This window comes from Rhodococcus sp. NS-SX18, from assembly GCF_057367935.1.
Map to the genome: position 1 here is coordinate 3082095 of NZ_CM170633.1, position 22949 is coordinate 3105043.

At 68.9% G+C, this 22949-nt stretch carries 19 protein-coding genes; 1 reads left to right on the top strand and 18 read right to left on the bottom strand.

Features of this window, described 5'->3' with window-relative positions; all coding sequences use genetic code 11:
- Positions 1–142: 142 nt before the first annotated feature.
- The 8 genes from AC2IPW_RS14195 to lspA all read right to left on the bottom strand — a co-directional run bounded on the left by AC2IPW_RS14195 (position 143) and on the right by lspA (position 11295).
- Positions 143–1918, bottom strand: coding sequence for an AIPR family protein (locus AC2IPW_RS14195; protein WP_486375074.1), 1776 nt, complete (start codon positions 1916–1918; stop codon positions 143–145).
- A 124-nt stretch (positions 1919–2042) separates the two neighbouring features.
- On the bottom strand, positions 2043–5579 hold the full coding sequence (dnaE, locus tag AC2IPW_RS14200) for a DNA polymerase III subunit alpha (RefSeq protein ID WP_486375075.1): 3537 nt from the start codon (positions 5577–5579) through the stop codon (positions 2043–2045).
- A 101-nt stretch (positions 5580–5680) separates the two neighbouring features.
- A complete protein-coding gene (gene rarD / locus AC2IPW_RS14205) occupies positions 5681–6604 on the bottom strand; it encodes an EamA family transporter RarD (protein ID WP_003938234.1) in 924 nt (307 codons plus the stop codon).
- Positions 6605–6659: 55 nt separating this feature from the next.
- On the bottom strand, positions 6660–7223 hold the full coding sequence (locus tag AC2IPW_RS14210; RefSeq protein WP_450121413.1) for a LemA family protein: 564 nt from the start codon (positions 7221–7223) through the stop codon (positions 6660–6662).
- A 65-nt stretch (positions 7224–7288) separates the two neighbouring features.
- Positions 7289–9070: a DUF2207 domain-containing protein gene (locus tag AC2IPW_RS14215; RefSeq protein WP_486375076.1), complete on the bottom strand. Its 1782-nt coding sequence runs from the start codon at positions 9068–9070 to the stop codon at positions 7289–7291.
- A gap of 46 nt (positions 9071–9116) precedes the next feature.
- Positions 9117–9755 carry a hypothetical protein gene (locus AC2IPW_RS14220; protein WP_486375077.1) on the bottom strand — a complete coding sequence of 213 codons (639 nt, stop codon included), beginning with the start codon at positions 9753–9755 and terminating at the stop codon, positions 9117–9119.
- Between the two features lie 2 nt (positions 9756–9757).
- A complete protein-coding gene (locus tag AC2IPW_RS14225; RefSeq protein ID WP_486377008.1) occupies positions 9758–10666 on the bottom strand; it encodes an RluA family pseudouridine synthase in 909 nt (302 codons plus the stop codon).
- A 14-nt stretch (positions 10667–10680) separates the two neighbouring features.
- The gene (lspA, locus tag AC2IPW_RS14230) at positions 10681–11295 is read right to left on the bottom strand and encodes a signal peptidase II (RefSeq protein ID WP_486375078.1); all 615 of its coding nucleotides are present in this window, start codon (positions 11293–11295) and stop codon (positions 10681–10683) included.
- Between the two features lie 66 nt (positions 11296–11361).
- Between lspA and AC2IPW_RS14235 the strand changes: the two genes are divergently transcribed.
- Complete coding sequence (locus AC2IPW_RS14235) at positions 11362–12306, top strand: hypothetical protein (protein WP_486375079.1); 945 nt, start codon at positions 11362–11364, stop codon at positions 12304–12306.
- Between the two features lie 63 nt (positions 12307–12369).
- Here AC2IPW_RS14235 and AC2IPW_RS14240 read toward each other — a convergent pair whose 3' ends face one another.
- The 10 genes from AC2IPW_RS14240 to ftsZ all read right to left on the bottom strand — a co-directional run bounded on the left by AC2IPW_RS14240 (position 12370) and on the right by ftsZ (position 22934).
- A complete protein-coding gene (locus tag AC2IPW_RS14240) occupies positions 12370–12867 on the bottom strand; it encodes a WKL family lipoprotein (protein WP_040783541.1) in 498 nt (165 codons plus the stop codon).
- Between the two features lie 143 nt (positions 12868–13010).
- On the bottom strand, positions 13011–14354 hold the full coding sequence (locus AC2IPW_RS14245; protein ID WP_486375080.1) for a DNA polymerase IV: 1344 nt from the start codon (positions 14352–14354) through the stop codon (positions 13011–13013).
- Positions 14355–14442: 88 nt separating this feature from the next.
- A complete protein-coding gene (gene ileS, locus AC2IPW_RS14250) occupies positions 14443–17595 on the bottom strand; it encodes an isoleucine--tRNA ligase (protein WP_486375081.1) in 3153 nt (1050 codons plus the stop codon).
- A gap of 287 nt (positions 17596–17882) precedes the next feature.
- A complete protein-coding gene (locus AC2IPW_RS14255) occupies positions 17883–18104 on the bottom strand; it encodes a hypothetical protein (RefSeq protein WP_003938223.1) in 222 nt (73 codons plus the stop codon).
- Positions 18105–18147: 43 nt separating this feature from the next.
- Positions 18148–18999, bottom strand: coding sequence for a DivIVA-like cell division protein Wag31 (wag31, locus tag AC2IPW_RS14260; protein ID WP_003938222.1), 852 nt, complete (start codon positions 18997–18999; stop codon positions 18148–18150).
- 147 nt (positions 19000–19146) lie between these two features.
- Entirely contained in the window at positions 19147–19437 is a 291-nt protein-coding gene (locus AC2IPW_RS14265) for a YggT family protein (RefSeq protein ID WP_003938221.1), read from the bottom strand.
- A gap of 114 nt (positions 19438–19551) precedes the next feature.
- On the bottom strand, positions 19552–20220 hold the full coding sequence (locus tag AC2IPW_RS14270; protein WP_003938220.1) for a cell division protein SepF: 669 nt from the start codon (positions 20218–20220) through the stop codon (positions 19552–19554).
- A gap of 31 nt (positions 20221–20251) precedes the next feature.
- The gene (locus AC2IPW_RS14275; RefSeq protein WP_486375082.1) at positions 20252–20989 is read right to left on the bottom strand and encodes a YggS family pyridoxal phosphate-dependent enzyme; all 738 of its coding nucleotides are present in this window, start codon (positions 20987–20989) and stop codon (positions 20252–20254) included.
- Positions 20986–21741, bottom strand: coding sequence for a peptidoglycan editing factor PgeF (gene pgeF, locus AC2IPW_RS14280; RefSeq protein ID WP_040783527.1), 756 nt, complete (start codon positions 21739–21741; stop codon positions 20986–20988). The genes AC2IPW_RS14275 and pgeF overlap by 4 nt, the downstream gene beginning before the upstream one ends.
- Positions 21738–22934 carry a cell division protein FtsZ gene (gene ftsZ, locus AC2IPW_RS14285; protein ID WP_003938217.1) on the bottom strand — a complete coding sequence of 399 codons (1197 nt, stop codon included), beginning with the start codon at positions 22932–22934 and terminating at the stop codon, positions 21738–21740. Before ftsZ ends, pgeF begins: the two co-directional genes overlap by 4 nt.
- Positions 22935–22949 lie beyond the last annotated feature (15 nt).

The window sequence follows — 22949 nt, forward strand, 5'->3', positions numbered from 1 at the left end:
GTCGAATAACGGAGCGCCGCAGGGCTTCACGGAAAGTGCGCCAGATCCATTTCAGTAATCTTCATCGACGTAATCTGCACTCTATTTCCGAAACGCCGCAATTCGCATGCGGAGGTCGTTTATATAATCCTTCTATATGGACCTACAAGTTGTCATTCGTCGCCACCTGCACACCTGAGGAAAAGCGCCGAAAGGTCTCACTGTGAAGTCCAGCGAGTGACTTTATAACGCCGACGAAGTTGGGCACCGCTTTAGTAATACTCTCGTTAGATATCCGGTTGCGAGAAAAAGCCGGATCGAGCTGCCCCGATAGCGCCAGCACGAGATCGATAATCGGCGTCCACAACGCTGACGCTTGAGTCGGGCTAACATTTTCAGCAAACTGCAGATCGAACTTGTTGACAATTGGCCGGTCGAGGAATATTTCCATACACTGCGCGATTACATGCACCAGCAGATATGTCGATCCCTTCTTGTTCAAGAACTCAAGCTGAGAAAGTTCGGCTGCCTGCATCGGCCCACCATCACCTCTGGACTTCTGAGTCAGATCCAGCTTTCTTTCATTCAACGAACTGAGCAGAGAATAACAGAAGACGACATGCCTTGCAGTTGTACGGTCAGTAAAGATCTGCCGGTAGTTCTTTTCTTTAGTCCACAGTTCTGATTTCTTGTCGTAAGCTGTAACTGGATCACCATGAAACGCCGCTAGTGACTGCCCCACCGTGTAGGACGGCAACGTGAACTTACTCCTCTTGATTGCATCGCTTGCGCCTCCGCGCCGGCCGCCTTCGTATTCGGCTTCGGGAATCGCCTTAAACTGCGACCGCAACCTCTCTTGGATCTGATCAGTGCTTCGAAAGTCAGCCGCTTGCAAACGATTTTGCGAATTGTTGAATCGAACAAGATTCGCAATAAGCGATTCCTTGTCCGCCTTTACGAACCGAATTGGCACCTCAAGCTCAGAGGGAACCTCAGCAAGGCTCCCTATAGAGCCGGTGGTTTGCGCACCGTTTACAATCGATATTCCTGTGATTCTCAGCCTTCGACCGCGCCTCCCCTTACGACCAATCTCATAGTCCAGAACAAGTGCCGTCACGCCGTTGTTAAATACGTAGAAGTTGCGCGGCTGATCCTGAGCTGTCGCCTTTATCCCATTATTTATATTGGAGTCACTCTCTCGGGACCCCAGATAGCCTCGAAGGTTGGCAGAGAAGAGATTCGTCTGATACTCATGGTAGAGATCGTGCAACCACTTTCCTGATACGGTTGTAACAAGCGAGCGCCAGTCATCACTCTCGATCTCTATTGCGTCGGGCACGTAGGTTTCGAATTCATCGGTGACAATCACCGTCCGCTCAGCCTGGGTATAGATCCGCTCAAGTTGGCTATCGCCAATCTCTTCGGCAAATATGTTGATGTCCGCCCCGCCCTCATATGCGTTAAACGCATTTCTGGCGGATACTTCTACTGCGCGCATTTCGTCTTGCACATTCTTGGACGCTGGAAGATTATGAACATACCATATATAAAATTGACGGATTTCTCCATCGCGGACGGCTGAACGTAGTTCGTCCGCCCGACCTTTCAGCCCGTCTGGCAGGGCATCCTGGTCGGCCGACAACAGCCAAGAAATTGCAGTATTGAGATCAGAAGCTTTATTTGCGGGAGCCGACGGTCTTGACTTGTCCGATACGTAGCATTGAGCGAGGACCGCAATCTGCCGCTCTTTGTCTACATATAGAACATCACACTTTTTATCGTCACCGCCTCCAGTAATCGATTCGCCAGCGATTGATTGAATATCATCGAGACCAAATTGGAGATTGAGCGCGAATACGCCAATCGAGTCGTTCGTGAGCCTGTAGTTTTCTTTCATTGCACTAAAAGCGGCAGTCCAACTTGAGCGAAGCTCCCCCATGGTCCCTCCCGTTAGAGAATTCTATCAACGTACATATGCTGTAAAACCCTGATTGGTCACTATTGTCGACGTGCTTCGGGTCCATGCTCCTGGGTTTCAGCAGAGGCCGGAGCCTCCGAAGGGCCTATATCGCCAGGCAGGCCGGCCCGAGCAGAGCTTTGAGATCACCCATCAGGGCCGACGACGGCTCCACCCGCAGGCTGTCGTCCACCTTCAGCACGGTCACCTTGCTGCCGGAGACCAACCGCACGTGCACATCCGAGGTACCCGGGTGCCGGGTGAGCACGCTCTTGAGCGCACCCACCTTGTCGGGGGTGCACAACCGGGTGGGCATCGACACCGACAGCGGCTTGGCCACCCCCACCTGAGACAGGTCGGGTACGGCGAGATCGTTGGCGATCAACGAGATCCGGTCGTCGCGGACCGACACCCGGGCCTTGACCAGCACCACGGAGTCCTCGACGACGTCCATGCCGTACACGGAGTAGGACTGCGGGAAGAACAGCACCTCGATCCCGCCGGCGAGGTCCTCGAGCTGGGCCGACGCCCACGTCAGGCCGTTCTTGTTGATGCGGCGGTTCACCGAGGCCAGGATGCCGCCCACGGTGACCTGGGCGCCGTCCTTGATCGCGCCCTCGAGGATGGTCGGGATCGCGGTGTCCGCCTGCTGGGCGAGGACGTGCTCGACGCCGTTGAGCGGATGCCCGGACACGTACAGGCCCAGCATCTCCCGTTCGAGGGCGAGCTTGTGCTTGGTGTCCCATTCCTCCTCGGGGATCTTCACGTTGAACACCGAGGCCACCGACTCGTCGGCGTCCGCGCCGCCGAAAAGGTCGAACTGCCCGATCGCCTCGGCCTTCTTGGTGCCCATCACCGCGTCGATCGCGTCGGCGTGCACCAGCATCAGGCCCTTGCGGGGATGGCCGAGCGAGTCGAAACCGCCGGCCTTGATCAGTGACTCGGTGACCTTCTTCGAGCACGCGAGAGCGTCGATCTTGTTGAGGTAGTCGGAGAAGTCGGTGAACCGGCTCTTCTCCTCCCGCGCGCGGATGATGGACGCGACGACGTTGGAGCCCACGTTGCGCACCGCGCCGAGGCCGAAGCGGATGTCCTCCCCCACCGACGCGAAGTCCACCCGCGACTCGTTGACGTCCGGCGGCAGCACCGTGATCCCCATCTTGCGGCAGTCCGACAGGTAGACCGCGGCCTTGTCCTTGTCGTCGCCGACCGACGTGAGCAGGCCCGCCATGTACTCGGCCGGGTAGTTGGCCTTGAGGTAGGCCGTCCAGAAGGAGACCAGGCCGTACCCGGCGGCATGCGACTTGTTGAATGCGTACCCGGCGAAGGGCAGAATCGTGTCCCACAGGGCCTTGATCGCCGGCTTGGAGAAGCCGTTGGCGAGCATGCCCTCCTCGAAGCCCTCGAACTCGGCGGCGAGGACCTCGGCCTTCTTCTTGCCCATCGCGCGGCGCAGGATGTCGGCTCGTCCGAGGGAGTAACCGGCCACCTTCTGAGCGATCTGCATGATCTGCTCCTGGTAGACGATCAGACCGTAGGTGTCGGCGAGGATGTCCTTCAGCGGTTCCTCGAGCTCGGGGTGGATCGGCTTGACCTCTTGCCGCCCGTTCTTGCGGTCGGCGTAGTCGTTGTGGGCGTTCATGCCCATCGGTCCGGGCCGGTACAGCGCGAGCACGGCGACGATGTCCTCGAACCCCGTCGGCTGCATGCGGCGCAGCAGATCCCGCATCGCGCTGCCGTCGAGCTGGAACACGCCCAGGGTGTCGCCGCGGGCCAGCAGTTCGTACGTGGGTGGATCCTCGAGCGGCAGCGTGTCCAGGTCGAGGTCGATGCCGCGGTTGTTCTTGATGTTCTCGATCGCGTCGCCGATGACGGTGAGGTTGCGCAGACCGAGGAAGTCCATCTTCAGCAGGCCGATGGCCTCGCACGACGGGTAGTCCCAACCGGTGATGATCGCGCCGTCCTGCGCCCGCTTCCACAGCGGGATGGCATCCATCAGCGGCTCGGAGGACATGATCACCGCGCACGCGTGCACGCCCGCGTTGCGGATCAGGCCCTCGAGGCCGAGCGCGGTGTCGTAGATCTTCTTCACGTCCGGGTTGGACTCGATCAGCGCCCGGACCTCGGCGGCCTCCTTGTACCGCTCGTGGTTCGGGTCGGTGATGCCCGAGACCGGGATGTCCTTGGCCATGATCGGCGGCGGCAGCGCCTTGGTGATCTGATCGGCGATGGCGAATCCGGGCTGGCCGAACTGCACGCGGGCCGAGTCCTTGATCGCGGCCTTGGTCTTGATGGTGCCGAACGTGATCACCTGGGCCACGCGGTCGGCCCCCCACCGTTCGGTGGCGTAGCGCACCATCTCACCGCGGCGGCGGTCGTCGAAGTCGATGTCGATATCGGGCATGGACACGCGCTCGGGGTTGAGGAACCGCTCGAACAGCAGACCGTGCGGGATCGGGTCGATGTTCGTGATGCCCATCGCGTAGGCGACGAGGGAACCCGCGGCCGAACCGCGGCCGGGGCCGACGCGGATGCCGACCTCGCGAGCGTGGGTGATCAGGTCACCGACGACGAGGAAGTAGGCCGGGAAGCCCATCTCGTTGATGACGCCGATCTCGTACTCGGCGCGGGTGAGGTACTCCTGCGGCACGCCGTCCGGGAATCGCCGGTCGAGCCCGCGCAGCACCTCCTCGCGCAGCCACGTCGCCTGCGTGTGCCCCTCGGGGACGGGGAAGATCGGCATCCGGTCCCGGTGCGTCCACACCTCCTTGTAGGACTGGACCCGCTCGGCGATCAGCAGCGTGTTGTCGCACGCGCCGGGCACCTCGCCGTCCCACAGTGCCCGCATCTCCGCGGCGGATTTGAGGTAGTAGCCGTCACCGTCGAACTTGAAGCGGGTCGGATCCGAGAGCGTCTTGCCGGTCTGGATGCACAGCAGGGCCTCGTGGTTCTCGGCGGCGTCCTTGGTGACGTAGTGGCAGTCGTTGGTCGCCAGCGGCGGGATGTCGAGCTTGCGGCCGATCTCGAGCAGGCCCTCACGGACCCGTCGCTCGATGGACAGGCCGTGGTCCATGAGTTCGAGGAAGAAGTTGTCCTTGCCCCAGATCTCCTGCCACTTCGCGGCCGCCTCGAGCGCCTCACGCTCGTGGCCCAGCCGCAGCCTGGTCTGGATCTCCCCGGACGGGCAGCCGGTGGTGGCGATGATGCCCTCGGCGTGGTGGGCGATGAGATCCTCGTCCATGCGGGCCCACTTGCCGAGCTGTCCCTCGATCGACGCGAGCGACGACAGCTTGAACAGATTGCGCAGCCCGGTGGCGTTCTCGGCGACCATCGTCATGTGCGTGTACGAGCCCGAGCCGGAGACGTCGTCGGACTTCTGGCTCGGATCGCCCCACTGCACGCGCTTGGTGCTGAACCGCGACTCGGGCGCGATGTAGGCCTCGATACCGATGATCGGCTTGATGCCCTGCTTCTCGGCGACGTTGTAGAACTCGCTGGCGCCGTACATGTTCCCGTGGTCGGTCATCCCGACCGCCGTCATCCCCAGCCGCTCGGCCTCCTTGAACAGGGGACCGACCTTTGCGGCTCCGTCGAGCATCGAATACTCGGTGTGGTTGTGCAGATGAACGAACGAGTCAGCCACGCGTGCCTCTCCCGGAAGGTCTGTGAGCACCCCGAGTGTAGGCCCCCGCGGCGACGGGATCGGACCGCCACACCGGCCCGGACGGCGTGTCGTGACCGGTGTTACTGCGGTGCACTCGAGGGGACCGGCTCGAGCGTCCCGCGGGCCCGGCGACCCCGGGCCACGGCGTCGGCGGTGAAGATCGCGAGCGCGATCCAGATCAGCCCGAACCCGATCCAGCGGGAGGCGGGCATGTCCTCGTGCAGGACCAGCACACCCCACGCCATCTGCAGGCTCGGGGTCAGGTACTGCAGCATGCCGAGGGTCACCAGGGGAACCCGCTGGGCGGCCGCGCCGAACAGCAGCAGCGGCAGTGCCGTGACGAGCCCGGCCGACACGAGCAGCAGCGAGTGCCCGGCGCCGTGACCGAGGAACGTACCGGTGCCGGTGACGGCGAGGAAGATCAGGTAGCCCGCCGCGAAGGGCACGGCGACGACGCCCTCCCCCGTCAGCGAGGTGCGCGGGTCGAGCGGCACGACCTTCTTGATCACCCCGTACAGGGCGAACGAGAAGGCGAGGGTGAGCGCGATGATCGGCGGCCGCCCGTAATCCACGGTGATCACCGCCACCGCGGCGGTCGCCAGGAGCAGCGCCGCGATCTGGGCGCGGCGCAGCCGCTCCCGGAAGAACAGCACCCCGAACAGCACGCTGACCAGCGGGTTGACGAAGTAGCCCAGCGCGGTCTCGACCACCCGGCCCGAGACCACGCCGTAGATGTAGGTGCCCCAGTTGACGGCGATGGCCGCGGACGCCGCCGCGACCAGCGCCCACACCCGTACCCCCAGCCCCCGCAGCGAACCGAGTCGGCCGAGGACGGCGAGCAGCAGCAGCATCGCCAGCAGCGTCCACAGCACCCGGTGCGCGAGGATCTCCACGGCTCCGGCGGGCTCGAGCAGGCCGAAGAACGCGGGGAACATTCCCCACGTCAGGTAGGCGCCGAGTCCGAACAGGATGCCGGCGTCGGGGCGCGATGCGGTGCTGCTCACCAGTCAACGGTAGGGCGCGCGGATGCGCCGGGGCGCGCCGGGTCGATCAGGTCGGTCAGAACGACACGGTCGGCGGCAGTTCCGTGCCCGCCGGGGCGGTGTAGAACTCGCGCTCGCGCACCCCCGCCGGGCCCGCGAAGAACATCCACGGGATGGTCTTCAGCGACGTGTTGAGCCGGCCTGCGGCGTCGTTGTAGTACTGGCGGGCGAAGGCGAGCTGGTCCTCGGTCTCACCCAGCTGACGCTGCAGGTCCAGGAAGTTGGCCGAGGCCTTCAGGTCCGGGTAGTTCTCGGCAACGGCGAGCACGTCGAACACCGCCTTCTCGAGACGCGCGTCGGCCTGCGCCTTCTCCGCCACCGTGCCACCGGAGGCGGCCCGCGTCGCGGCGGTGCGTGCGGCGGTGACCTCCTCGAACACGCTCTTCTCGTGCGCCGCGTAACCCCGCACCGTCGACACGAGATTCGGCACCAGGTCGGCGCGCCGGCTCAGTTGCACGTCGATGCCGCCCAGGGCCTCCTGGGCCAGGACGTCGGCGCGGCGCAGCCGGTTGAACCCGACCACAAACACGGCAACGAGCACCACCACCAGCACGACGACGATCACGACTGCGGTCACCATGGGACCGCCCTCCTTCCGCTGCCCGGCACCGGTGCGGGCGCGCCGGTGTCTCGTTCACCACTCGGTCACCAGGAGCCGCCGCCCCCGCCGCCACCACCACCGCCGCCACCGCCGCCGCCGCCCGACGACGAGGACTGGGACGCGGTGTACGCACTGATCGACGACGACAGGGCCGACTCGAAACTGTCGAATCCTCCGGCCCCGGAGGCGAATCCGTGCACTCCGACCGGATACGGGTACCACGCCGGCACCGGCGGCTCCGTCCCGGTGACGGTGCGGTACTTCTCCGCCCACTTCTCGGCCACGCCGAAGGCGACCGCGTGCGGAATGTAGCGGGTGTAGAGGTCCTGTTCCGCCGAGAACCGGTAGCGGTCCTCGCTCGACGGTGTCACGAGCATGCGCCGGAACCCGCCGGCACGCGACCACATCTCGCGGCCCTTCGCGGTGCGCCGGGTCCCAGCCTCCGGGCGCAGCAGTTCCCATCCGCCGAATACGAACGCCGCCGCCGGCAGGCCCCACATACTCGGCCAGACCGGCACGGCGAACCCGACCACCGCGAGCACCAGCGCCAGCACCACCGCCGCCTTGCCGAGGCGCTCGCGCGTGGACGGGGCCACCAGGCCCTCGTTGCGGGCCCAGATCCGGCACTGCGACGCCAGCTCCGTCGTCGCCTTCGACAGCCGTTCCCCCGCCGACTTCGAGCCGTCGGCCCGCAGCACCGCCCCCGGGTACGAGATCTGCAGCGCGTCGCCGACCGCCCGGGTCACCGGATCGGTCGCCGCCCACGTGTCCGCGGAGGCGATACCCCGGACCTCCCACACCTCGGACTTCTTGCCGGTCCCGCCGGGGCGCAATTCGACCAGCCCCTCCTCGGCGGCGTACAGCAACGTGGCCGCGAGCGGTGCAGGTCCGGGGCGTTCGGAGGCGAGGTAGACGGTCTGCACCGGCCCGAAACCGTCGGGCGGCGCGTACAGCACCGGCAACCCCGGCTCGGGTTCGCGCGCCGTCCAGGCCCATCGCGCGGCGACCCCGAACGCGAGCAGGCTCAGCCCCGCGACCAGCGCCACGATCGGCGGCGACCGTCCGACTATCGGGTCCCAGGCGACCGACCAGGGCACCGTGCTCCGGGCCGGAGCGTCGAGCCCGAGTCCGATGCGCACGTTCACCGCGGTGCGGGGTGCGAGCCCGGTCACGTCGACGGACACGGTGTCGGTGCCGGCCCCGCCGAGGACGCAGGTCGCGCCCGGCGCCGCACATTCGACCACGCCCGACGGCGCGGGCAGCCGCACCGTGATGTCCGCCCGGTCGACGGCCATCTCCCACCCGCCGGGGACCACGCTCCAGTGGAAGACCGATCCGACCGGCGCCGCCGTTCCGGCGGCCGTGTCGAACGTGCCGGAAGCCGCGCCCGGCGGGTCGAGGACCCCGTCGGTCGTGTACTCGATGCGATAGGTGTGGGTGCCCGGCTCCAGGTACACGTCGGGGTTCCCGATCTTCGCGACGACGAATCGGCGGCCTTGCTCCCAGCTCGTCTCGTACGGCTCGGGCGCGCCGTCGCGTTCGACGGAGACGATCTCGGGGATGTGGCGCACGTGCGGGTCGGCGCCCGTGGTGACGTCCCAGTACCGGAAGATGCCGTGCCGGTCGGCCGGGAAGGCGACCGTGACGGATTCGGTGGCGGTGAGCCCGCCGTCGGCGTCGACGGCGTAGTCGACGCTGTAGTTCGTGATCCGCGCCGGATCCGACGCCTCGGACGCCTCGCCGGTGTCGAGCCCGGCGAGCAGCGGCCACAGCAGACCGGCCGCGGCGAGCAGCGCCACCAGCAGGTACCCCAGAACCCGTGCCACGGCGTCACCGTACCCAGTGGCGACGCGCCTGTCCCGCCGATCGGGCTCAGGGCTCGCCGTCGTCCGGTCCCGGAGCGACGACGTCGACGTGCTCGGGCAGCAGGGGGTTCACCGAGAACGCCCCCGCGACGGCGTCCGGCGGCAGCAGTTCCACGCTCCGGACCTCGGATGCCGCGGCGAGCCGGGACGCCTCCGCCGGCGCGACGCGGACGACGACGCCGACGACGCAGGCGCATCCGTCGGCGAGACGCCCGGCCGAGGCGGCTGCGACCCGCACGGCCCGGTCGTTGCCCATCGCCGACCGGAGCCGGCCCGCAGCGACGGCCGGGGCGCGCCGCAGCGCCTCCGGGTGCTCGGACACGTCGACCGCGACCAGCGGGGTCTGCACCCGATCGATGGGCACGCGGAACAGCACCTGCGCGACCCGCGGGTCCCCGGGCAACTCCGCCACCTGTTCGACCGTCGCCGACGGCGCGAACGACACCAGACCCCAGCGCGGGTCGGCGCCGGCGGGGTCGAGACTCGCCGCGGCCCGCGCGAGGTAGCTGGGAACCGGCTCACCGTGGTCCGGACCGAGGGTGTCGGTGCGCACCGTCGCCGTCCGGGGCGGGGTGAGCAGTCCGGCCGCGAGTACCGCCGACGCCAGCACCGCTGTCGCCGCCACGGGCAGGAACGACCGCGGCACGGTCAGGCGCTGCGCAGCACGGCGAGCGCGTGTTCGAGGTCGGCCGGGTATTTGCTGGTGATCTCGATCCAGCGCCCGTCGGCCGGGTGCGCGAACCCGAGCGAGCGGGCGTGCAGCCACTGGCGTTCGAGGCCGAGCCGCTCCGCCAGGCGCGGGTCGGCGCCGTAGGTCAGATCCCCGCAGCAGGGGTGCCGCAGCGCCGAGAAGTGCACGCGGATCTGGTGGGTGCGGCCGGTCTCGAGGTGGATGTCGAGCAGGCTCGCGGCCTGGAAGGCTTCGACGGTGTCGTAGTGGGTGATGCTGGGCTTGCCGTCGGCGGTGACGGCGAACTTCCAGTCGCTGCTGCGGTGCCGGCCGATCGGCGCGTCGATCGTGCCGCTGCTCGGATCGGGGTGCCCCTGCACGAGGGCGTGGTAGCGCTTGTCGATGGTGCGCTGCTTGAACGACCGCTTGAGCACCGTGTAGGCGCGCTCGGACGTCGCGACGACCATCACTCCGGAGGTGCCCACGTCGAGGCGGTGGACGATGCCCTGCCGTTCGTGGGCGCCGGAGGTGGAGATCCGGAACCCCGCTGCGGCCAGGCCGCCGATCACGGTCGGTCCGGTCCAGCCGACGCTCGCGTGCGCCGCCACGCCCACGGGCTTGTCCACCGCGACGATGTCGTCGTCCGCGTAGAGGATCTCCATGCCCTCGACCGGGGTCGCCTCGATGGTCAGCGGACGGGGCGGCTCGGGCAGTTCCACCTCGAGCCACGAACCGGCGGACAGCCGGTCCGACTTTCCCGCCGCGGCGCCGTCGACCAGGACGGCACCCTCCTCGGTCAGGGCGGCGATCGCCGTGCGCGACAGGCCGAGCAGCCGTGCCAGACCCGCGTCGACCCGCATCCCGTCGAGCCCGTCGGGGACGGGCATCGCCCGGGTTTCTCTCACTGGTGTGCTTCCTTTCTGCTGCCGGCGGAGTCGGTCTTGCGTGAGCCGTCCGGTTCGATGCCGAAGACGGTCAGCGCGACGAGCAGGATCGCGCCGCAGACGATGGCGGAATCGGCGACGTTGAACACCGGCCACCAGCCGACGGACACGAAGTCGACGACATGTCCCTGCAGCGGACCCGGGGACCGGAAGATCCGGTCGACCAGATTACCCAGCGCTCCCCCGAGGACGAGCCCGAGTCCCAGGGCCCACCACCCCGACCGCAGCGTGCGGCCGATCCGGACCACCCCCACCACGACGGCGACCGCGACGAGGGTCAGCAGCCACGTCATGCCGGTGGCCATGGAGAAGGCGGCACCCGGGTTGCGCACCAGCGTCAACGTCACCGTGTCCCCCACGACGGAGATCGGGTCGCCCGGGTCGATGTAGTGGACCGCGAGGATCTTCGTGAGCAGGTCGAGGCCGAAGATCACCGCGGCGAGGGCGAGCAGCGCACTCAGCCGCCGGACCGGCACAGGGGCGTCCTTCTCCGGGGAGTCGGCCGTCGCCGACGCACTCGGTTCCGCGACGGTGTCGGGGTGGGCATCGTGCTCGGTGGGGTCGTCGGTCACCCTGCCATCATCCCCCATCGGAGGAGCACGGCGGCCACCCCGCCCGCCGTGGCTACCCTGGGGTGCGTGCCTGTGCTGCCCAGATTCGCCCGCCCGAGGGCCCGCTCCCTCGGTGTGGCCCTGTCCCTGACCACCCTTCTCGCCGGGTGCGGCAACTCCGCCGACGGCGCGGCTCCCGCCTCGACGGCGACCTCCACGGAGGTCACGGTGCCCGTCGCCGCGGTCACCGCGGTGGTCCTGGACCCGGGGGCCGAGCCACGCAGCCGGATCCGACTCACCCCGCCCGCCGGCACGAGCCAGCAGGTGGCGCTCACGACGTCCTCGCAGGTCTTCCAGTCGATCGGTGACCAGCCGGAGCAGGACTTCTCCACCCCCGAACTGACGTTGCCCCTCACCGCGACGGTGGGCGAAGCCGTGTCGGACACCTCGCCGAGCAGCCTGGTGGACCTGCGGATCGACGATGCGACGTCGCCGGACGCGGCCCTCGCCGCGGCGCTCGGTCCCGCCGAGGGCTCCGAGGCGGGACTGACGATGTCGCCGTCCGGGGCGGTGAGCGCGCTGCGGCTCGACCCCACCCCGGACTCCGCGGACATCGCCCGCTCCGCCATCGAACAGGCCTTCTACCAGGCCGTGTACCGGATGGTGTCGTTCCCCGAGGAGGAGATCGGCGTGGGTGCGGTGTGGGAGATCCACCAGCAGGTGATGAGCGGGATGGCGCTCGATCAGGTCGCCACCGCGCGCCTGCTCGAACGGGACGGCGACCGCCTGACCGTGCAGCTGCGCATCACGCAGACCCCGCGAGAGTCCACCTGGGCTCTGCCGAACGGGTCCGGCCAGCTGAACATCGACCGGTACGAGATGACCGGAGAGGGCACGATGACCATCGACCTGGGCCGGCCTCTCCCGATCGCCGGGGATCTCGCGGTGGGCGGCGAACAGGCCTACAGCGATCCCGCGGGCACCACGCGCCTGGCACAGAGTCTGGTGGACCGGGTGCGCTGGCAGTCCTGAGCGCTCACCCGAGACGACGGCGGCCGGGGCGGATCTCCACCCCGGCCGCCGTGTCGGTCTTCGTCAGGCGCAGGCAGGCGACTGCAGCTGAGCCGTCGCGACGATGGCGCAGGCGTTGTTCTTCGACAGCTTCCACACGCCGTCCTCGGCGACGAAGTCGACGGTGCCGACGGCGGGCTGCTGCGCACCGGCCAGCAGGGTCTCGATACCGGCGGTGACCGTGCCGTTCTGGTTGTCGTTGACGTCCAGGACGGTGATCTGCGCGCCGGCCTGCTTGGCGGCGGCGGCGACCTGGTCGATCAGTGCCGGATCCTGCTCGGCGCCCTGCACGAGGTCCACCTTCTCCTCGGCCGGGACGGTCTCGTCGAACGCCTTGGCCAGCATGGCGTTGAGATCCTCGACGGTCGGCACCGGCGGGTACTGCGCGACGGCCGTCGTGGTGCTGGTGGTGGTCTTCGCCGAGGTCGAGGTCGAGCTACCTCCGTCGTCCGAGCTGCAGGCGGACATCGTGAGGGCGGCGGCCACAGCCACCGTGGCGACAGTGATCTTGCGAAGCTTCAAGTTCTCGTCCTTCTCGTTCTCGATCGTGCACGGATACCGTGCTCGGTTCATCCAGCAGCGGATGCTCCACCGGGACAGCGGATCGCCCGTAAGCGTACCCGGCGGTAGTAAGAAGACCGTGAGAGCGGCGGGGGCACGCGCACTCACCCCAGTCCGGCGAGCGGATCGGCCTCGGCCAGCGCGGGATCGTTCTCGTCGAGGGTGCGGGCCGCCCCCGGTCCGGTCGAGCGGGTCTCGAAGCGGACCGTCACCACGCCGTGTCCGGCGCCCTGCACCCAGCCGTGCCCGAATTCCGGATGCCGCACGTCCGTGCCGGGACGCCACCGCGGTCCCGTCGGCGGCGCAGCCCGCTCCGGCCGGAGCTGCGGCGACGACTCCACCGTGCCTTCCGGGGCCTGCTCGAGCTCGGGAAAGAGCGAGTCCTGCCGGATGCTGGACAACCCGGCGAGGCCGACACCGACGAGGCGGATCGCCCCGATCTCGAGCGGATCGAGCACGAGGCGCTGCGCCGCCGCCGTGAGCGTCGCCACGTCCTCGGTGGCGTACGGCAACGTCGACGAGCGGGTGAGGATGCTCATGTCGGCCTTGCGCAACTTGAGCACGACGGTCCGGGCGGCGCGACCGTCTCGCCGCAGCCGGCGGTGCGCCGCGGCCGCGGCGGTGGCGACGGCGCGTCGCAGTTCGGCGAGGGTGACGATGTCGGTCTGGTACGTCGTCTCGGCGCTGACCTGCTTGGCGTCGGCGCGTTCGACGACCGGCCGGTCGTCGTGGCCGCCGGCGAGCCGGTGCAGCGCAGGACCGACCGTCGCGCCCAGGATCGACGCGGCCTCCGCGACCGGGAGCGCCGCGAGGTCCCCGATCGTGTCGATCCCCAGCCGGCGCAGCCGCTCCTCCGACACCGGTCCGATCCCCCACAGCTTGCGCACGGGCAGACCGTGCAGCAGTGCCAACTCCTCCTCGGGTCGCACGACCAGCGCTCCGTCGGGTTTGGCGAGGCCGGAGGCGATCTTGGCGATCTGTTTGCCGGAGCCGGCGCCGACGGACGCGACGAGACCGGTGCGGTCCCGCACCTGTTCACGCAGCCGCGCACAGAACGCCTCCACCTCCCGGTGCGTGGCGCCGGCGAGTTCGGCGGGCTCGGCGAACGCCTCGTCGAGCGACAGCGTCTCGAGCACGGGGATCTGTTCGCGCAGCACCTCGAACACGGTGTGACTGAGGGTCTGGTAGAGCACGCCGCGCGGCGGCAGCACCACGGCCGCGGGCCCCACCAGCCGGCGTGCGCGGCTCATCGGCATCGCCGACCGCGCCCCGAAGACCCGGGCCTCGTAACTGGCCCCGGCGACCACGCCGCGCGCGCCGAGACCGCCGACGAGCACCGGCCGGCCCCGAAGGGTCGGCCGGGTCAGTTGCTCGGCCGAGGCGAAGAACGCGTCGAGGTCCAGGTGCAGGACCCAGCGTCGACCGCTGCGAGTCACCACGTCGGGCACACGAAGATCTTCGCCCCTCGCACCGACATCGGGGCCGCACCGCCGTCGCGGAACCGTCGTCGCGGCTGTGCCCGCGCCGAGGTCACGCTCATGCCTTGACGATCGCCGCACGCACCCCTTCGCCGAGCTCGAGCGCCCCGTCGCCGGCGGGCGCCAGTTCGAAGCTGGTGGCCAGCACCTCCGAGGCGATGAGGTCGCGGTGCCGCACCGCCCAGTCCGCGCGGTCGGCCGGCACCTCGAACACCACGCCGATGCGGTCCGAGACCTCCAGGCCCAGGTTGCGGCGCGCGTCCTGCAGTTCGCGGATCCGGTCCTTCGCCCAGCCCTCGGCCTCGAGCTCCTCGGTGACCGTGGAATCCAGCACCACCAGGCCGGCGCCGCCGGGCAGCGCGGCCGTCGACTCCGGCTCCGCCGCGACCAGGCGCGTCGTGTACTCCTCCGGCAGCAGAGCGATACCGGCGGCAGTGACGGTGCCGTCGTCCGCCTCCGACCAATCTCCCGCCTTGACCGCCTTGATGACCGTCTGCACATCCTTGCCGAGGCGTGGTCCGGCAGCCCGGGCGTTGACGACCAGCTCGAAGCGGCCGTGCACATCGACGTCGTCGGTCAGTTCGACCGACTTCACGTTCACCTCGTCCTGGACGAGGTCGGCAAACGGCTGCAGCCGGTGGGCGTCGGGGGCGGCCACGGTGACCTGCGGGAGCGGCAACCGCACGCGCAGCTTCTGGGCCTTGCGCAGCGACAGCACCGTCGAGCACACCGCGCGGACCTCGTCCATCGACTCGACCAGGGCCGGGTCGGCCGGCAGCTCCCCGGCGGCCGGCCAGTCCGCCAGATGCACCGAGCGACCGCCGGTCAGGCCCCGCCAGATCACCTCGGTGACCAGCGGCAGCAGGGGAGCCGCCAGACGGCTGACGACCTCGAGCACGGTGTGCAGGGTGTCGATCGCGTCGGCGTCCTCGTCCCAGAACCGGCTGCGGGAGCGGCGCACGTACCAGTTGGTGAGGGCGTCGCTGAAGGTGCGCAGCTCGTCGCAGGCCCCGGCGATGTCGACCACCTCGAGGGCGTCGGTGACGGCGTCGCGGGTGGCGGCGAGCTTGGCCAGGATGTACCGGTCGAGCACGTGCGGCGAGTCGGTGCGCCACGTGCCGGGCTCGGAGGCGTACAGCTGCAGGAAGCTCCATGCGTTCCACAGCGGCAGCAGCGCCTGCCGGACACCCTCGCGGATGCCCTGCTCGGTGACGACGAGGTTGCCGCCGCGCAGGATGGGCGAGGACATCAGGAACCACCGCATGGCGTCGGAGCCGTCGCGGGCGAAGACCTCGTTGACATCGGGGTAGTTGCCCTTGGACTTGCTCATCTTCAGCCCGTCGTCACCGAGCACGATGCCGTGCGCCGCGACGGTCTTGAAGGCGGGCCGGTCGAACAGCGCGGTGGCCAGCACGTGCAGGGTGTAGAACCAGCCGCGGGTCTGGCCGTTGTACTCGACGATGAAGTCGCCCGGGTAGTGGGAGTCGAACCACCCTTGATTCTCGAACGGGTAGTGCACCTGCGCGAACGGCATGGAGCCCGACTCGAACCAGCAGTCCAGCACCTCGGGGACGCGGCGCATCGTCGACGTTCCGGTCGGGTCGTCGGGGTTGGGGCGGGTCAGCTCGTCGATCATGGGCCGGTGCAGGTCGGCCGGGCGCACCCCGAAGTCGCGTTCGAGCTCGTCCAGGGAGCCGTAGACGTCGATCCGCGGGTAGGCCGGGTCGTCCGAGACCCACACCGGAATCGGGCTGCCCCAGTATCGGTTCCGGCTGATGTTCCAGTCGCGGGCACCTTCGAGCCACTTGCCGAACTGTCCGTCGCGGATGTGCTCGGGCACCCAGGTGATCTGCTTGTTCAGCTCCACCATGCGGTCCCGGAACTGGGTGACGGCGACGAACCACGACGGCACCGCCATGTAGATCAGCGGTTGTCCGGACCGCCACGAGTGCGGGTAGGAGTGCTCGATCGTCTCGTGCCGCAACAGCTTTCCCGCGGCCTTGAGGTCCTTGATGATCACCGGGTTGGCGTCGAAGACCTGCAGCCCCTCGTAGGGCGGGACCATCGCGGTGAACTTCCCGCCCGGATCGAGCGGCTGCACCAGTTCGATGCCGTTGCGCTGGCAGTACTCCATGTCTTCCTCACCGAAAGCCGGTGCCAAATGCACGATTCCGGTGCCGGAGTCGGTGGTGACGTAGTCGGCGGCGAGGATCCGGTGGGCGTTCTCGCGGCCCACGAAGAAGTCGAACGGCGGCTCGTAGGCCAGGCCCACGAGGTCGGCGCCAGAGTAGCGGCCGAGCACCTCGGGTTCGTCACCGAGTTCGCGCGCGTAGTGACCGGCCCGGTCCTGCGCGAGGACGTAGGTCTTGCCGTCGGCGCCGCGCACGCCGATGTACTCGATGTCGGGATGCACCGCGATCGCAAGGTTGGACGGCAGGGTCCACGGCGTGGTGGTCCAGATCAGCGCGCACGCGCCGTCGAGCTCGGAGCCGGGGGCGCGCAGCACCATGTCCACGGTCACCGCCGGGTCCTGGCGCATCTTGTACGCGTCGTCGAGGCGGGTCTCCTGATTCGACAGCGGGGTCTGCTCGTACCACGAATAGGGCAGCACCCGGAAACCCTGGTAGATCAGGCCCTTGTCGTAGAGCTGCTTGAAGGCCCACATGACCGACTCCATGAAGTCCAGGTCCAGGGTCTTGTAGTCGTTGTCGAAGTCCACCCAGCGGGCCTGCCGGGTGACGTAGTCACGCCACTCCCCCGTGTACCGCAGCACCGACGTCTTGCAGTACGCGTTGAACTCGGCGAGCCCCATCGTGTCGATCTCGGACTTGTCCGTGATCCCGAGCTGCTTCTCCGCCTCGAGCTCGGCGGGCAGACCGTGGCAGTCCCAGCCGAAGCGCCGCTCGACCTTCTTCCCGCGCATCGTCTGGAAGCGCGGGATCAGGTCCTTGACGTAGCCGGTGAGCAGGTGGCCGTAGTGCGGCAGACCGTTCGCGAAGGGCGGGCCGTCGTAGAAGACGAACTCGTCGGCGCCGTCGCGGTTGGACACCGACGCCCGGAACGTGTCGTCCTCCGCCCACCGGTCGAGGACCTTCACCTCGAGCCCGGGGAAGTCGACGCCCGAATCCTTGGCGACCCCGTAGTCGACGAGCGGGTACTTGCCGGTCGGCGCGACCGGGGCCTGCGGGCTGTCGGGGGTGCTCTTCGTCACAGCGTGACTCCTCGTGCCTAGACGTGTCCGGCACGGGGACGATCACCGCGCACTGTGCGCCGGCAACCGCGGTACCACCCCGCTTGCACCGTCCCTCCGGGCGCTGCCGGTGAGACGGGCCTCTCGTTCGGGCTGTGACGGGCCCACCCGTTCGGTTCTACTGAGCAGTGCCGGTCGGCACGGCCGTTCTTCCGAAGGCTCCCCGGTGATGGCCGGATCGTCGCCGTCCCCGGCGGCCGCCGGGAAAGGACTGCAGTCTGTCCTCGAACTATTCTATGCCGCCGCGCTCACTCGCCGGCATCGCGTCCCCCGCGGCGCCGTTCCGGTTCGCCTCCCGCCGCCGTCGGGGGCGCGGTCCGCTTGCCGCTCAGCGCACTGATCAGCAGCAGGACCGCGCCCACCACACACACGACGATGCAACCCCAGGCCCACAGCACGGAGCCCGTCATGAGCGCCACGACGAGCATCCCGAAGCCGACAGCTGCGAGGGAGAGCGTCACCACCAGCACGGCGCACCCTCATCCCCACCCGGCCATCGGACCCCCGCCTCGGTCAGCTGTTGCCCTTGGCGAAGGACGTGGACCCGAACGACGAGTTCGACTGGTTGAACGCATCCTGGCCGCCGTCGACCGGCACGGCGGACCCGCGCTGCTCGAGTTCCTCGAGCTGGGACTCGAGGTAGGACTTCAGGCGCACCCGGTACTCACGTTCGAACGTCTTGAGCTGCTCGATGCGACCCTCGAGCACCGAACGCTGCTGGTTGATCGTCGCCATGATCTCGGTGTGCTTCTTCTCCGCGTCCGCCTGCAGCGCGTCGGCCTTCTCCTTGGCCTGGCGCAGCTGCGTCTCCGAACGGGTCCGGGCGTCGGCGAGCATCGCTTCCGACTTCTGCCGCGCGTCCGCGATCATGGCCTCGCTGCGGGTGCGCGCGTCGGAGATGAGCTGCTCGGAGTTGGTGCGGGCATTACGCAGCAACTCCTCGGCCTCGGTCTTGGCGTCGCCGGTGAGCCGGTCCGCCATCTCCTGGGCCAGACCCAGCACCTTGGCGGCCTGCATGCTCGCGTCCGCGGAGGCCGGCGCGGCCGCGACCGGCGCGGGGGCCGGCGCCGGCGCCGGGGTCGGCGCGGGTTCCGGCGGCTTCGGCGCCTCGACGACGCGCGCGGGTTCCGGTTTGGCGGCCGGGGCCGGAGCCCCCCCGGAACGGGCACCCTTCTTGGCCTCGGCCAGCTCCTGGTCGAGTTCGGCCACCCGCTGCCGCAGGTCGGCGTTCTCCTCGATCAGGTGGGACAGTTCCTGCTCGACGAGATCCAGGAATGCGTCGACCTCGTCCTCGTTGTAACCACGCTTTCCGATCGGCGGCTTGCTGAACGCGACATTGTGCACATCAGCTGGGGTCAGCGGCATGGAAGGATCCCTTCACGCGTCGTGTGAGCGGTCAAGCAAGCATTCAGTTATATCCACAGTGCGTCACGCGTATCAAACTCACTGTAACTGGCACCCCATTCTGGCACAGGGCGGCTTTCACGCGGATCGTCCGAGCAGGTGTCGGCCTCAGAGCGTCCCACCTCGGGGAATGAACGCCATCAGGAAGTAGACGATGAACAGCAGCACCATGATGGACAGATCCAGTCGCACTCCGCCGAGATTCAGCGGAGGAATGAGCCGGCGCAACAGTTTGACCGGCGGATCGGTGACCGTGAAGATCGCCTCGAGAACGACGACGACAAATCCCGTCGGCTTCCAGTCCCGCGCGAACGTCCGGATGAACTCGACGATGATCCGGCCGATCAGCAGCAGCCAGAAAATGAACAGCAGGAACCAGAGCACCTCGAATACGGCCACTCGCCCACTCTGCCCGACAACGGCGCATCGAGCCAAACCGAAACGCCCGGCGTCCGGTGTTGCACACCGGGCACCGGGCGTCGACCGTGCCGGGAACCGCCGCCGCGGATCGGGTCACTGCTGGTTGTAGAAGCCCGTCTCCGCGATCCGGCGGCGCTCCTCGGCGGAGACGTCGATGTCCGCCGGGGACAGCAGGAACACCTTCGTGGCGACCTTGTCGAACGAACCGCGCAGCGCGAACGCCAATCCGGCCGCGAAGTCGACGAGCCGCTTGGCGTCGGCATTGCTCATCTCGACCAGGTCCATGATCACCGGGGTGCCGTCGCGGAACCGCTCCCCGATCGTGCGGGCCTCGCCGTAGTCCCGGGGACGCAGCGTGGTGATCTTCGACAACGGGCCTCCCTCGTCGAACAGTGCGCCGCGACGGGCCTCGGACCGTTCCAGGCGGCCCTCGGAACCGAGCGACGACCGTGCGGCGGCACGCGCCGGCGGCGGGGTCGGGCGCGGTGCGCGGGCCGTGATCGGCTCCACGCGGGCCGCGCGCACGGGCGGCTCGTAGCGATCGAAGCCGTCCGGTTCGAAGTCGCGGCCGGCATCCTCGCGCCGCGATGCCTTGTACTCGTCCCGGTGCGACGGTCCGTAACCGCCGCCCGCGTACGGCGGCTCGTCGTAGTCCCGGTCGCGCTCCCGGCGGGCACTCGCGGGGTCGTCGAGGTAGTCGTCCTCGTACTCCTCGAGCGGCACCATCCCGAAGTACGCCTTGAACTTGTGGAGTGAGCTCATGGATCAACCTTCCTCGCGCGGCGGTCGCCACTCAGGCTAACGGCCGCGAGCCCAACACCGCGGTTCCGACACGCACGCACGTCGAACCCCATCGCACCGCCGCCTCGAGATCACCGGACATCCCGGCGGACAGTTCGGTGGCCTCGGGGTGATCGGAGCGCAGCGCGGCGTGGAGCCCGGCGAGCCGTTCGAAGGCGGCATCCGGGTCCCAGCCCAGCGGCGGTACCGCCATGAGACCGCGCAACGCGAGCCCGGCGGTCCCGGCGATCTCGTCCGCGAGCGCGTGCAGGTCGGCGGAACTCACCCCGCCTCGCTGCGGGTCGTCGTCGAGACTGACCTGCAGCAGGACGGCCAGGGGCGTGTCACGATCACCGGCGTCCTGCGCGGCCCGCGCACCGGCGTCCAGTGCGCGGGCCAGCCGGGCGCTGTCGACCGAGTGCACGGTGTGGGCCCAGCGCGCCACGGCCCGCGCCTTGTTGCGTTGCACCCGGCCGATCATGTGCCAGGCGACGGCGGGATCGGTTGTCCGCGAGCGGAATTCGGCAACCTTCGCGGTCGCTTCCTGTTCGCGGGATTCGCCGAAGGCGCGGCACCCGAGGCCGTAGAGGATCTCCACGTCGGAGACCGGGAAGAACTTCGTCACCGGTAGCAGTGTGATCTCCGCCGGGTGGCGGCCCGCCGCCCGGGCCGCGGCGTCGAGCCGCTCGTGTGCCCGGCGCAGTCCGTCGGCTATCTCGGCACGCCGCGCGCCGGCATCTGCTGCGGTCACCGGCCACCTCCGGCGGCGGGGTCCGATCCGGCTTCGAGCCAGATCACTGCCGCCAGCCGTCCGGTCGGCGCCTGCCGGCGATGGCTGAACAACGTCGGATCCTCGATGGTGCACCGGGGATCCTCCGCGACGGCCGTGACGCCGTGCTCGAGCAGTTGCCGGCGCAGCCCGGCCCGCAGGTCCAGCGCGGGCGTGCCCGCGACGGTGCGGGTGGCGCTACCGGGCAGGTGCGCCTCCACGTCGGCCTGCATCGAGGCGGGCACCTCGTACCGGCGCCCGCTCGCGGCGGGTCCGAGGAACGCGCCGATGCGCTCCGGTCGCGCACCGAGTTCGGTCATCGCGTCCAGGACGCGGGGCACGATCCCCACGCGGGCACCGATCCGGCCCGCGTGCACGGCGGCGATCACGCCCGCCTCCTCGTCCGAGAGCAGCACGGGCACGCAGTCCGCGCTCAACGTGACGAGCGCGAGACCGGTCTCGCGCGTGACCAGCGCATCGGTCGCGGGTACCGGGCCGCGGACCGGGCCGTCCACGACGGTGACGTTGCGACTGTGGATCTGCTCCATCCACACGAGGCGCTCGTACGGCAGCCCGATCACCGAGGCGAGCCGGCGCCGGTTCGCCTCGACCGCGGCCGGGTCGTCCCCCACGTGGTCACCGAGGTTGAACGAGTCGTAGGGCGGGGCGGAGACGCCGCCGGCACGGGTGGTGACGACCCGCCGCGCCCGCAGAACCGGCTGTGCCACCGTCAACGGCGCATGAAGATCGGCACGTCGACGTCGTCGTCGCCGTCGTCGTCCGCCTCGACCGGCCGCGCCGGCTGGGCCGACCCGATCGGCGGGAGCGAGCTGCCCGCGACGGGGTGCGGCTCGCGCGCCGGCATCTCCTCGGCCCGCTCCCGCTCCGGGCGGCCGACGTCGCCGGCACGCCCCGCGCCGATGGTGCCGCCGCGCGTGGCGGGGGTCGGCGGGGCCGATTCGACGGGACGTCGCGCCGGGGTGCCGCCGTCGAACCCGGCCGCGATGACGGTGACGCGCACCTCGTCGCCCAGGGAGTCGTCGATGACCGTGCCGAAGATGATGTTCGCGTCGATGTGCGCGGCCTCCTGCACCAGCGAAGCCGCCTCGTTGATCTCGAACAGGCCGAGGTCGGAGCCGCCGGCGATGGACAGCAGCACGCCGCGCGCACCCTCCATCGACGCCTCGAGCAGGGGCGAGTTGATCGCTGCCTCGGCGGCCTTGATGGCCCGGCCCTCGCCACGGGAGGAGCCGATGCCCATCAGGGCGCTGCCGGCGCCGGACATCACGCCCTTGACGTCCGCGAAGTCGACGTTGATCAGACCCGGGGTGGTGATCAGGTCGGTGATGCCCTGGACACCGTTGAGCAGCACCTCGTCGGCGGAGCGGAACGCGTCCATGAGACTGACGGCGGCGTCGCCGAGCTGCAGGAGCCGGTCGTTGGGGATGACGATGAGGGTGTCGCACGACTCGCGCAGGGTCTGGATGCCCGTGTCGGCCTGGCTGCCGCGGCGCTTGCCCTCGAACGAGAACGGCCGCGTGACGACGCCGACGGTCAGCGCTCCGAGCTTGCGGGCGATGCTCGCGACCACGGGCGCGCCGCCGGTGCCGGTCCCGCCGCCTTCACCGGCGGTGACGAAGACCATGTCGGCGCCCTTGAGCACCTCTTCGATCTCGTCCTTGTGGTCCTCGGCGGCCTTGCGGCCGACCTCGGGGTCCGCGCCGGCACCGAGCCCCCGGGTGAGCTCGCGGCCGACGTCGAGCTTGACGTCGGCGTCGGACATGAGCAGGGCCTGCGCGTCGGTGTTCACCGCGATGAACTCGACTCCCTTGAGTCCCTGTTCGATCATGCGGTTGACCGCGTTCACGCCGCCACCGCCGATACCGACGACCTTGATTACGGCGAGGTAGTTGTGCGGGGGCGTCATGGGCTCTCGCCTTCC

Bases quoted from the DNA above. Each gene is read 5' to 3' on its own strand.
- AC2IPW_RS14195 (WP_486375074.1), bottom strand. From the start codon at position 1,918: ATGGGGGAGCTTCGCTCAAGTTGGACTGCCGCTTTTAGTGCAATGAAA.
- AC2IPW_RS14210 (WP_450121413.1), bottom strand. From the start codon at position 7,223: ATGGTGACCGCAGTCGTGATCGTCGTCGTGCTGGTGGTGGTGCTCGTT.
- AC2IPW_RS14225 (WP_486377008.1), bottom strand. From the start codon at position 10,666: ATGCCCGTCCCCGACGGGCTCGACGGGATGCGGGTCGACGCGGGTCTG.
- wag31 (WP_003938222.1), bottom strand. From the start codon at position 18,999: ATGCCGCTGACCCCAGCTGATGTGCACAATGTCGCGTTCAGCAAGCCG.
- AC2IPW_RS14270 (WP_003938220.1), bottom strand. From the start codon at position 20,220: ATGAGCTCACTCCACAAGTTCAAGGCGTACTTCGGGATGGTGCCGCTC.
- ftsZ (WP_003938217.1), bottom strand. From the start codon at position 22,934: ATGACGCCCCCGCACAACTACCTCGCCGTAATCAAGGTCGTCGGTATC.